The organism is Mesorhizobium alhagi CCNWXJ12-2, from assembly GCF_000236565.1.
Taxonomy (GTDB): domain Bacteria; phylum Pseudomonadota; class Alphaproteobacteria; order Rhizobiales; family Rhizobiaceae; genus Allomesorhizobium; species Allomesorhizobium alhagi.
Genome location: NZ_AHAM01000339.1, coordinates 1 through 11,730, shown reverse-complemented (window position 1 = coordinate 11,730; position 11,730 = coordinate 1). Strand labels below are relative to the sequence as shown.

The following is an 11,730-nucleotide window of genomic DNA, read 5'->3' as shown; positions in this document are numbered from 1 at the left end:
CCCGCTTGACCAGTGACTACTCAGACAGGCTCCTAGGCTGGACAGTCAGAATTGACAATATAAGAGTCGGTCCGGAAAGTTATTCAGTTTGAACAGAGCCTTCGCAGCATGAGGCGGATAGACGCCAGTTTGAGGAAGGCGAGCGCGTTGCGCGACAGGTTTTCGAAGTCCTTGGCCAACCTGCGGCATCGCCCCAGCCATGAGAAAGTCCGTTCGACCACCCAGCGACGTGGAAGGACTTCGAAGCCCTCGGCGGTGTCGGATCGCTTGACAATGTCGATCGCAAGTCCGGGCATGGCCTTCTTCTGACCCTTGGCGAAGACAGGTCCCTGATAGCCGCCGTCGGCGAACAGTTTCTTCAAGAACGGATAGCGCCCGAACAGCGTCTTCAGGACCAGCACGCCGCCGTCGCGGTCCTGGATGTCGGCCGGATGCACCAGCGCGTGCAGCAACAACCCTACCGTATCGACGAGGATATGGCGCTTCTTGCCTTTGACCTTCTTCCCCGCATCATACCCGCACGGGTCGATGCAACGCCCCCTTTTTCCGCGCCTTTGACGCTCTGGCTGTCGATGATTGCCGCCGTCGGGCTGGCCTCGCGTCCCAACGCCGCGCGGCATTTCACGTAGAGTTCCTGATGAATACGGCCGAGCGTGCCATCCCAGTTCCACAGGTCGAAATAGCTGAACAGCGTGCTCTTCGGCGGCAGGTCCTTCGGCACGGCCCGCCATTGGCAGCCCGTGCTGAGAACATAAAGCAGGCCGTTGAGAACCTCGCGCACATCGACCGCACGCCTGCGACCGCCGCGCTTGGCAGCGGAATCAAAGGCTCGACCAGCCCCCATTCCGCGTCCGTCAAATCGCTCGCATAGCGCAGACCATCTCGATTGTATTTCCCACGGTTCGCCTTCGTCCACATCGCTTCCATGCCCTCATCGAATCAACTCAACTGCATGGAATCACAAGCGATTCATATCATTCAACTTCTTTGTGGACCGACACTAAGGGGTCCCTCGAAAGAGTCTAACTAGTCTTACTGTGTGATAAACTTCGTTAACGATTGATTGCGAGAATGGAGATTCAAGCTTCAAATGGAGGAAGCGATGAACCTCCAGGACGGAATCGAAACGAGTGAATCGCGTTTTGCGGCCTATGTCCAGACGCTCGCCTCGGCATTGGGTCATGCTGACCGGGTGGCGCCGCTGAAGACCTATTGCACCGGGTGCTTTTGCCGGGCGAGCGCAAGAGCGGCGAGCCGATGGCGGCACGGGTGGAGCCTGGGCGTGCCCAGGCGGCGCACCAGTCTCTGCATCACTTCGTGGCGAAAGCGGACTGGTCGGACGATGCGTAAGCGCGAATTTCTCTGCACCTTTTGGTGTTGAGTGTGCTGAGGCATGAGGTGTCCACCTAAAAGAGGTGGACGCCAAGTCATGGGAGAAGATGAGTAACCGGTGTCTAGCCCCCACGTTGCCCTGTCTGCCGTGATCTGTGATCGGCTTTCCATGGACGAGCGAAGGGAGTTTCTCCATGGAGACTACGTTGGAGGTTCTCACGACCGGGAAGGCCGGGCGTGAGGGGCATCGCCATTGGCCGGACGAGGTGAAGGCTAGCATCGTGTCGGAGAGTCTGCGGCCGGGCGTGACGGTGAATGAGGTTGCTGAGCGCTATGGACTGGAGCCGAATCACCTGTCGTCGTGGCGCACGATGGCGCGGCACGGCAAGTTGGTCCTTCCTGCGCCCGGGGATGCGGTTGAGTTCGCGGCCATGGTTGTCGAGACTTCCGATGCGGAGCGGCCGGTCAGAGAAGTCACTCGTCAGATCATTGTCGGGTCAGTCACGATCCGCCTGGAAGAAGGCGCATCTGCCGCCCGGATCGTGGCTGTTGCACGTTCTTTTGCGGCCTCGGTATGATCTTCCCGTCAAACCGCGTGCGGATAATGGTGGCGACGAAGCCGGTTGACTTCCGCAATTATGTGGAGCGCCGGATTATGCGGAGTCCGCCGCAATCAAGCCAACTTCGTCCTTCTATTCCAACGTGTTAGAGCGCTCAATCCACTTTCTTGCTCGGCATAATTGTTGTCGTCTCTCGACGTCATTTGACCTCGAGAGGAGACCACATTGTCAAAGTCGAAGGAAGTTCTGCTCGAATGCACGCGATTGATGAACCCGGGCGCTTTGCGACCGTTCGTGGAAGCGTTCACGAGCCGATTGTTGAGCCTGGGACACACCCGCCTGACGGTGTCGGGCTACGAAGCCTCGGCTCGTCACTTCGGACATTGGCTGCAAAGCGCCAAGATCGCTGTCGCGGAGATCAACGAGGATACGGTTCGCCGCTTTGCGCGACATCGATGCCGCTGTGCCGGCGTCCGACGAGCCGATCGCCTGTCCGCCAAATACGTGAACCGGGCGCGGCGGTTCGTGAGCTTTCTGGCGGAATGCGGGTTCGTGACGCCATTGACGCAGGATGAGCCGCGTGCCCACGACGACCAAGTCCTTGCATTCCAGGTTTGGCTGAGACGGCACCGGGGCATTTCTGAGCGCACAATCGGTCGCCATGGCCGGATGGTGATGCGGCTGCTTCCCGCTTTGGGTCCCGATCCAAGGCACTACGATGCCCGTCTTATTCGGCAAGCGATTCTGGGGGAAGCGCAGCGCACTTCGCGGGCAAACCTCAAGACGATGACGATGGCGCTACGGGGCTACCTCAGATATTTAGCAACCCAAGGCCTATGCCGGGCGGGGCTTGATCATGCGATCCCGACGGTGCCGCAATGGCGGTTGTCGGCCTTGCCGCGCTACATCTCCACGGCGGAAGTCGAGCGGGTTATCGCGTCGTGCGACATCACGACGCCAATGGGCATCCGCGACCGCGCAGTGCTTTTGCTGCTTGCACGTCTCGGCCTGCGCGCCGGCGACATTTCGGGCATGCGCCTCGACGACATTGATTGGAGCGAGGGAACCTTGCGCGTTCGCGGCAAAGGACGTCGGGAGGTCCGGCTTCCGCTGCCCCAGGACGCTGGCGACGCGATTATCGATTATCTGCGAGACGCCCGTCCGCCTGCCGCCTGTGAGCAGATTTTCCTGCGGACCGTCGCACCGTTTCGGCCGTTGGTGAGCGCGAGTGTCTCGAGCATCGTCAGCCTTGCGCTTGCGAGGGCCGACATCGACCATGCTCCGTCCCGAGGCGCCCATCTTCTGCGGCACTCAGCAACCAGCATGCTGCGGGCCGGCGCCACGCTGGACGTGATTGGGACCGTGCTGCGCCATCGGTCGGTCGACACCACCGCCCACTACGCAAAGGTTGACGTCGACATGTTGCTTCGGGTTACCCAGCCCTGGCCGGGGAGTGCGTCATGCTGAGCCAGGATCTCGCACGCTATGTGGAACTGCAGCATAAGCTGGGCTTCAGGTTCCGCGTCCAGAACACGCTGTTGAAGAGCTTTGTTGCCTTCGCCGAGCGACACGATGACCGACATGTCCAAGCTGCCCGCGTGCTCGAATGGGCGAGGCTTGCGCCTTCGCCACAGCAGCGCCGCAACCGACTGCTGACGGTCCGCCGCTTTGCGCTGGCGCTGTCGGCCGAGGATCGGCGTCATGAGATCCCGCCCGCTGACGCTCTGGGCCACAGCCCGTTGGAGCGACGGATTCCGCATATCTACAGCGCGGACGAGATCGCCGCGCTGATGCAGGCGGCTGCCCGCCTGAAGCCGACAGGTTCGATCCGGCCGTTGATGTACGAGACCTTGTTCGGCTTGATTGCGGCCACCGGCATGCGCATTTCCGAAGCCCTCTCGCTTCAGCTCGATGACCTGACCGCCGATGGCCTGATCATCCGACAGACCAAGTTCCACAAGAGCCGCTTGCTGCCGCTCCACGCCACGACCCGGGATGCTTTGGACCAGTATTTGGTTGCACGCCGCCGGCTCGGTACCTTGAACAGCGCGCTACTCGTTTCCGCCGCGGGCGCATCGCCGGCCTACAGTACCGTGATCGCCAACTTTCTCCAGCTCGCGCGCTCGATCGGCCTGCGAGGAGGTCCCGGCCAACCGGGCCCCTGTATTCATGATCTACGGCACACCTTTGCCGTACGCTCCCTGGAGCAGTGCCGCCACGATCGCGATGTCGTTGGCCGCCATATCGCTGCCCTCAGCACCTACCTCGGCCACGCCCACGTCACCGACACCTATTGGTACCTGCAGGCGACGCCGATCCTGATGAGGCAGATCGCTGCGGCCGGCGAGGCCTTGCACCAAGGAGCCGTCTCATGACGGCGCTGGCTCCGCATCTCACCGCCTTCTTGCGCGACCCCCTGCCGCACGAGAGGCGGGCGAGCCCGCACACCTGCGCGGCCTACGCCTACAGCTTTCAGCTGCTGCTCTGCTTCGCGGCTGCCCGACTGCGGACCACCCCGTCCGGCATGAAGATTGAGCAGCTGGATCCGCCGCTCCTTCTCGCCTTCCTGGAACACATCGAGGACGGACGCGGCAATTCGGCGGGCACCCGCAACGCCCGTCTTGCCGCCATCAAAGCCTTCTTCCGCTTCCTCGAGTATCGGCTCCCGTCCTGTCTGGATCAGGCGCGCCGGATCCGGGCGATCCCGATGAAGAAGGTCGACGAGGCCCTCGTCAGTCATCTCAGCCGCGACGAGATGCAGGCTCTCCTCGACGCGCCGGACCCGCGTCGGGTCTCCGGCATCCGCGATCGGGCGATGCTGCATCTGGCCTTCGCTGCCGGGCTGCGCGTGTCCGAACTCGTCAGCCTCCGCATCGACCAGATCGATCGCCAGACGGTCGCCAGCATCCACGTCATGGGCAAAGGGCGGCGCGAGCGTGTGCTGCCCCTGTGGAAGGAGACCGCGGCGGCGTTGAAGGCCTGGCTGGCGGTCCGCCCGGCGAGTGGCGACGCCGAGCTCTTTCTCAATGCGACGGGACGCGCGATGAGCCGGTCCGGATTCGAATATATCCTGGCTAAGCACGTCGCCACCGCGGCTCGGAAGCAACCGTCCATCGCCGACAAGCGCGTCACTCCCCACGTGTTGCGGCACACTTGTGCCATACACACGCTGCAGGCGACCCGGGACGTCCGCAAAGTCTCGCTCTGGCTCGGTCACGCCAGCCTCCAAAGCACGGAAATCTACCTGCGGGCCGATCCTACCGAGAAACTCGAGGCGCTTGCCGCGATGGCGCCGCCGTCGCTCAAGCCGGGTCGCTTCCGCGCTCCCGACAAGCTGCTGGCCATACTGAAGTCCGTCAGCCGATCGGCAGATTATGTCGAGTGATCGCTGCTCAAATACCGTAGGCGGCAAGGAATTGCCGCCGCGGACTCCGCATAATCCGGCGCTCCACATAATTACGATTATGCAGGGCTCCGCATAATCGTAAAGGCCATGACGGGTTGGCGGCGTTCGTGAAGAACGAGCTGCGCAAGGACCCGTTCACCGGAACGGTCTTCGTCTTCCGGTCGCGCAAGGCAGACCGTTTGAAGCTGATCTACTGGGATGGCGGCGGTGCGTTCGTACGGCTTCAGCTTGGCAAGTGCGGATTCCTTCAGTTCAAGATGTGCGTGAAGATAGGTCAGCGTCGTTTCCATCGTCTCATGGCCCAGCCACAGGGCGATGACCGAACAATCGACGCCCGCCTGCAGCAGCTCCATCGCAGCGCTGTGGCGCAAGACACGGGGCGACACCCGCTTCGAGCGAAGGGGGACGCAGTGTTCGCGCGCTTTGGCGACATATTTGTTCAGCAGCGCCTGCACGCCGTCGGCGCTAAGCTTGCCGCCGTATCTCGATGCGAAGATCGATGGATGGCACACGCTCCCCGCCAAGCCGCTCGATCAGCAGATTGACCGCGCCGCATGAGCCGAACACGATCCGCTACGGCGCCCCGGCGTCACGGCACCGAGGTGGCGCGCCGCCATGATCTCGATCGGTCGTATTTATCGCTGGCGTCGCGTCCTTGGGGTGAGGAGCGCTCGTGCGGCCGGCGCCTTTCTGCCGGTTAAAGTAGTCGACGGCAGCGCGGCAGCGAAAGAATCCTCGCCTCCTAGGATGGCCAGTGCTCCTGCGCCGGGCGCGGGACGGATCGAAATCGAGTTCTCTGACGGTTAATTCGTGCGGGTTGACAATCAGGTCGATGACGACGCTCTTGCCTGTGTTCTGCGGGTTCTGGCGCGCCAGGGATGATTCCGGTCCAGACTGGCGTTCGGGTGTGGCTGGCCACTGGTCACACCGACATGAGGAAGGCCTTTCCATGGTGCGCGCCTCACCATTGTCGAACGCGACCTCCTTAGACGGCCCTGCTCATCGGCCGAGCAAGCGCATGTCACGCTGCGTCCAGCTCGATTTTAGCCGCATGGATAGCTCGGGCCAACCGCTCCAGCATTTGGTCAACGTCATCCTCGCTCACGATCAAGGGTGGCGCAAGACCGATGATGTTGTCAGCGAAGGCGCGAACGATCAGACCGTTTTCGTAAGCCTTCTTCCGAACCAATTGACTGACGCCCAACCCTGGCTCAAACGGCGCGCGGGTTTTCTGATTCGCGACGAGTTCGATTGCAGCGAGTAGTCCTTTGCCGCGAACGTCTCCGATCCACGGATTTTCGCGGAGCGCCTCAAGCCCTTTGAGCAGATGGGCTCCAACAACTTTCGCGTTTTCGGGCAGTTGCTCACGTTCATAAATTTCCAGGCACGCAAGAGCCACGGCCGCGGAGACGGGGTGCCCAGTGTACGTGAAGCCGTGTGCGAAGGGAAGGTCGCGCGGCACCTGCTTCACGAGCGCCCGATAGATTTCGTCGCTCAATAATACTGCCCCCATGGGCGAGTAGCCGGATGTCAGACCTTTTGCGATCGTCATGAGGTCCGGCTCGACCCGTTCCCAGTCGCACGCAAATAACTGGCCCGTGCGGCCAAACCCGGTAATCACCTCGTCCACCACGAACAGGATGTCGAGCTTTGCACAGGCGTCACGCATGGCAGCCAGCCATCCCTCTGGCGGCACGATCACGCCTCCGGAGCCCTGCACCGGTTCACAGAAAAAGGCCGCCACTTTGGAGGAACCGCCGAGCTCGGCGACCTTGGCTTGGAGCGCATCGATGCTACCGTTGATGATTTCGGCATCCGTGCTGCCATATGTACTGCGATACCGATAGTGAGACGGGATATGATGTTGGTACGGCAGCGGAAGATCAAAAAACAGGTGACAGTTTGAAAGACCGGTCAGACCGGCACCGGCCGAACTCACCCCATGATAGCCTCGTTCAAGCCCAATGACGTGTTTCTTCTCGGGCCGGCTTGTGACGTTGAAGAAATAACGGATTATTTTCAGCGTCGAGTCGACCGCGTCCGAGCCGCCAAGCGTGAAGAAAACGTGTTGAAGGCTTTCAGGTGATAGCCGAACCAGCTCCTCGGCGAGCCGTAGTGCCGGCTCGTTAGCAAAGCCGAAGAAGCTTGAAGCATATGGCAGCTTCGACATTTGCTGACGCGCTGCTTCGACGACCTCGATGCGACCGTATCCGATGTTCACGCACCATAGACCTGCAAAGCCGTCGAGCAGCTCACGACCGTCACGGTCCGTTACCCTCACCCCCTCGCCGGCCACGAGCACAGTCGGGCCACTGGCTTCCACTTCGGCAAGCTGAGTGAAGGGGTGAACGAATTGGTGCGTCGCGTTTGGAAGCGAGTTGGCGAGATCGAGCATATGCATTGTCCTGATTGTGTTGGGAACAGGGGTGAGCGTGGCTATGAGGCAGACCCACCTCAGGTATTTCGCTTTGCATGGGCAGCCAACCAGCGCGCAGTGAAGGCACTCGAGCCTCAACCGCGGCGTTGGTCCATCACCTCATCACGAAAGGATTTGAAACGTCCTTTCCATAAAACATCCACACGCATTTCGTTTCGAGATATTCCTGGATCGCTTCTTGGCCACCTTCGCGGCCGATACCGGAATTCTTGAATCCACCGAACGGCGCCATGTAGCTCACCGCTCGGTAGGTGTTGGTCCAGATCGTGCCCGCTCGCAGTCGTTTCGCTGCGGTGAAAGCGCGGCGCTGGTCATTCGTCCAAACGCCGGCCGCGAGACCATACGGGCTATCGTTAGCCAGCGCGTAGGCTTCATCGTCCTCTCGGAAACCGATTACGGACAATACAGGCCCGAACACTTCCTCCTGCGCAATGCGCATGGAGTTAGACACGTTCGCGAAGACGGTAGGTTCGATGAACCAACCGTCCCCGCATTCGGGACGAGCCGCTGGCTTACCACCCAACACGCATTCCGCCCCCTCAGCGCGGGCCATCTCAATGCAGGAGAGAACACGCTGATATTGGGGTTGAGTCGTAATCGGGCCCACCTGCGTCTCTGCGCTCATTGGATCTCCCATTCGCGCGGTGCTGGCCAGCTCAATGAATTTATCCAGAAACTCGTTATGAATACTGTCGTGAACTAGCAGGCGGGAGCCGGCAATGCAGGTCTGGCCTGTAGCAGCAAAGATACCGGACACCACTCCTTTCACTGCATTGTCCAAGTCCGCGTCGGGAAAAACGAGCTGCGCCGACTTGCCGCCGAGTTCAAGGGTGAGGCGCTTAAAATTCTGCGCTGCCTTGTGCGCGACGCGCCGGCCGCTTCCTTCGCCGCCCGTGAAGGCAATTTTATCGATTCCCGGATGGCTCGTCAGCGGCTCTCCTACCTCAGGACCGAAGCCGGTCACTACATTCAGAACACCTGCTGGAAATCCGGCCTCGTCGACCAGCTTCATCAACTCGAGGGTGGAGGCCGATGTGAACTCGGAGGGCTTAACAACGATAGTGCAGCCGGCCGCGAGGGCCGGAGCGAGCTTCCATGTTGCTAGCAATAAAGGCGAGTTCCAGGGCGTGATCGCGGCGACAACACCGACAGGTTCGTGCGACGTGAACGTAAACATGTCCGGCTTGTCTATTGGGATGACGCTACCTTCGATTTTGTCGGCGAGCCCCCCAAAATAATCGAACCAGTGCGGGATGTAACCGAGCTGGCCGCGCATTTCGGCATACAGCTTTCCATTATCTTGCACCTCAACGGATGCAAGACGATCAGCGTCCCGGGCGATGAGTTCACCGAGACGTCTCAACAACTGGCCGCGCCGCGATGGATGCATGCTGGCCCACTCGCCGCGGTCAAATGCGGTACGCGCGGCAGCAACAGCCGCATCTACGTCGCGCGCGTCGCATCGAGGGATTAGGGCCCATGGCTTAGCTAAAAACGGATCGACCGATTCGAAATAATCACCGGAAGCGGGCTCACCCCAGCAACCGCCGATGAAACACTGATACTTCTTCATAGATTGAATTCTGCTCATGTCCGATACTTCCGCGTTTTGCGCGCTGGGCGCTTAAGTGAAATTCGCCTGTTGGATCACGCTGCGGTCAGGATCGCGAAATCCGAAATGCGCCTATCGGCTTCGTCTCGGCCCGAACCGCCGCTCTGCTGCCGGCGCGTCAACGGAGAATCTGCGTGAAGCGTGTTGGGCTTAATGATCAGGCGCAGCTCTTAGGCACCCTCGGCGATTTGGCACAAAGCGGTCGACCATCTGACTCGACAGATCAAGATACTTAGCCCGGTCGCAGTGACGCCGAATGGCTTCGTCGCTGCCAGCGCGTCGACTACTTCCGGTGCCTCTGACGAAACCTCCGCTCGATCGATGCCTCCTTTGATCGCCTTACGGCAGGCTTCGTAGACGAGACCGCGTCACGCGTTGACTGCGTATTTGGCGACATAGTCCTCATTGAGTTCGATACCTAGGCCTGGTCCGGTCGGCACAACATATATGCCGTTCTTGCACTCTCCGCGGCTTGCGAGGAGGTTCCAGAAAATCGGATCACGGTCGGGGTGGAAGCACTCGAGGTAGGTTCCATGGGCAAACGCCGCCAGCAGATGAGCGGCGATCTGAGGTTCTTCGTGGTGAGCCATCTGCACCCCGTAGCTGGCCGCACAACCGGCTACACGGAGCCACTCCGTCGGTCCGCCCGACCACGAAGCATCGAAGTTGCAAACATCGATCGCGCCGGCCGCCATCAGATCCCGGGCGTCTGCCCGGCCCGTTTCACTTTGCCCGGCGGTGACCGGAATGCCTGTGCGCAGCCTTACGTCGCGCAGATCGTTCCGGGCGTTGTCCCACCTTACGGGCTCCTCAAGCCAACGAGGCTTCCCATCGGCCACCCGGGCTGCAAACTCGAGAGCTTCTGCTTGAGTATACCCTTGGTTCGCATCCGCCATTAGAATGAAATCCTCACCTCCGGCCTTGCGCATCGCCATGAAGCGTTCAGCATCGACGGCCGGTGACGCACCGCCGATCTTCATCTTGCAGCCGCCGATGCCCATCGCGATGTAGTCTTCTACTTCAGCTGCGAGTTCGGCGTGGGTGAGCCCGTAGTATCCGCCAATGGCGATGATGGGTAGACTGTCGCGATAGCCCCCCCACAACCGGCTCAGCGGAAGACGCGCGCATTTGCCGACTACGTCCCAGCAGGCGGAGTCGACTGCCGACATCGCCATGATCACCAGCCGCCTGTCGCGCAGGATGTCGAAAGTGAGCGGCTTCATGAGCTCCCAGATGGCCTCAGGCCGCGACGGATCCTTCCCCTGGATGAGCGGTAGAATTTCATCAGTGATGATCCGTGCTATGATGTTTTGCGTATGGACCTCGTCGCCATTGTAAGTGGTGCCCATAACCCCTTCATCGGTGAGCAGACGGGTGATCAGGGTCGCTCGACTGCTCATCTGATACTTGGATCCCTTGAACGTCTTCTTGAGCGGGACGACGATCGGAGTTACTTTGATATCAACGATTTTCATTGCTTCCTCTCTATGGCACGCCGCCCCTTCCGCCTCTACCGTCGACGCCGACGACAAGGCCCCTAGAGCATCATGAATTGCCGCTATCGTTCTTGACCATAAGATCGCTGACGAGTGATCAGCACTATACGTCGTCGCTGGCGCGCTGCAATTGCTTGAATTGGCCCTCATAACGATTCGTCCGTAATCATAATTACTTGGTGTGCGCGACAAGATACGTGCCGCCTGGTCGAGCAGTTCCTGGCTCTTCTTAAGAAATTGGCCCAGCTCTTCATACCACCCTTCGGAAACGCACTTTCGTCATAGGCGAGGAGAGAGGCCCCATCTCCCAGAGAACCGCGTTTCCGAACACGACCCGTCGATCCCCTCGGACACTACATCGGACAACTCCGAGCAGTCGCCCAAATCCTCGAAATAGGGCGCGAGCGCGCGAGCGCGACCGCACATTGTCCAAGAGCTTCACCGCTACAAAGTCAGGTTGCGGGTCGATGTAGATGAACTGGCCGCCATTCCCGCGGCACATATAGGCGCGCCGCTCTTGATCCTGGATCCAGAACTGGTTGTGGTAAGCGCCTTTCGGCAAGTCTCGTCTAGAGCACGCCCGGCGGTCGATGAATCGATTGTGATGTGACGCGAATCGGTTTGGCTGATTCAACGTCCACTTTTATGGAGGTGTACGATGGCGAGAGCACTTGGTGAGGATCTGCGGTCACGTGTCGTGAAGGCTGCGGGTGAAGGAGGATCGGCCCGGCAGGCAGCGGCTCGGTTCGGTGTCGGGATATCGAGCGCGATCCGCTGGATCGGCAGAGCCCGGATGGGCGAGACGACACCACGACCGCAGGGACGACGGCGCGGCTCGCGTCTCGACGCCCATGCCGACTTCATCATCGGGACGATCGAGGAGCGCG

8 protein-coding genes and 4 pseudogenes are annotated in these 11,730 nt (G+C 60.6%); 7 read left to right on the top strand and 5 right to left on the bottom strand.

All coding sequences use genetic code 11. From position 1 onward, the window contains the following. Positions 1–83 precede the first annotated feature (83 nt). Positions 84–918 (bottom strand): annotated as a pseudogene (locus tag MAXJ12_RS36405) (IS5 family transposase). A 184-nt stretch (positions 919–1,102) separates the two neighbouring features. On the opposite strand from MAXJ12_RS36405, the pseudogene MAXJ12_RS36400 reads away from it, so the two are divergent. The 6 genes and pseudogenes from MAXJ12_RS36400 to MAXJ12_RS39545 form a co-directional block, all read left to right on the top strand. Next, positions 1,103–1,347, top strand: a pseudogene (locus MAXJ12_RS36400) (transposase); the annotation flags it as partial. A 191-nt stretch (positions 1,348–1,538) separates the two neighbouring features. Then, positions 1,539–1,910 carry a transposase gene (locus MAXJ12_RS33790; RefSeq protein WP_202946726.1) on the top strand — a complete coding sequence of 124 codons (372 nt, stop codon included), beginning with the start codon at positions 1,539–1,541 and terminating at the stop codon, positions 1,908–1,910. 249 nt (positions 1,911–2,159) lie between these two features. Then, on the top strand, positions 2,160–3,359 hold the full coding sequence (locus tag MAXJ12_RS33785) for a tyrosine-type recombinase/integrase (RefSeq protein ID WP_050899015.1): 1,200 nt from the start codon (positions 2,160–2,162) through the stop codon (positions 3,357–3,359). Next, on the top strand, positions 3,353–4,267 hold the full coding sequence (locus MAXJ12_RS33780; protein ID WP_008840747.1) for a tyrosine-type recombinase/integrase: 915 nt from the start codon (positions 3,353–3,355) through the stop codon (positions 4,265–4,267). Before MAXJ12_RS33785 ends, MAXJ12_RS33780 begins: the two co-directional genes overlap by 7 nt. Continuing rightward, positions 4,264–5,277, top strand: coding sequence for a tyrosine-type recombinase/integrase (locus MAXJ12_RS33775; RefSeq protein WP_008840746.1), 1,014 nt, complete (start codon positions 4,264–4,266; stop codon positions 5,275–5,277). Before MAXJ12_RS33780 ends, MAXJ12_RS33775 begins: the two co-directional genes overlap by 4 nt. Positions 5,278–5,405: 128 nt before the next feature. Further along, positions 5,406–5,456: pseudogene (locus MAXJ12_RS39545) on the top strand (hypothetical protein); the annotation flags it as partial. 24 nt (positions 5,457–5,480) lie between these two features. Here MAXJ12_RS39545 and MAXJ12_RS39540 read toward each other — a convergent pair. The 4 genes and pseudogenes from MAXJ12_RS39540 to MAXJ12_RS33755 form a co-directional block, all read right to left on the bottom strand. Then, a pseudogene (locus MAXJ12_RS39540) lies at positions 5,481–5,798 on the bottom strand (tyrosine-type recombinase/integrase); the annotation flags it as partial. A gap of 521 nt (positions 5,799–6,319) precedes the next feature. Beyond that, positions 6,320–7,693 carry an aminotransferase class III-fold pyridoxal phosphate-dependent enzyme gene (locus MAXJ12_RS33765; RefSeq protein WP_008840744.1) on the bottom strand — a complete coding sequence of 458 codons (1,374 nt, stop codon included), beginning with the start codon at positions 7,691–7,693 and terminating at the stop codon, positions 6,320–6,322. 136 nt (positions 7,694–7,829) lie between these two features. Further along, a complete protein-coding gene (locus MAXJ12_RS33760; RefSeq protein WP_040589682.1) occupies positions 7,830–9,308 on the bottom strand; it encodes an aldehyde dehydrogenase in 1,479 nt (492 codons plus the stop codon). Positions 9,309–9,715: 407 nt separating this feature from the next. Then, positions 9,716–10,822 carry a mandelate racemase/muconate lactonizing enzyme family protein gene (locus tag MAXJ12_RS33755; protein ID WP_008840741.1) on the bottom strand — a complete coding sequence of 369 codons (1,107 nt, stop codon included), beginning with the start codon at positions 10,820–10,822 and terminating at the stop codon, positions 9,716–9,718. 679 nt (positions 10,823–11,501) lie between these two features. On the opposite strand from MAXJ12_RS33755, the gene MAXJ12_RS33750 reads away from it, so the two are divergent. Further along, positions 11,502–11,730, top strand: a 229-nt coding sequence (locus MAXJ12_RS33750) for an IS630 transposase-related protein (protein WP_008840740.1), incomplete at its 3' end; no start/stop codon positions are given.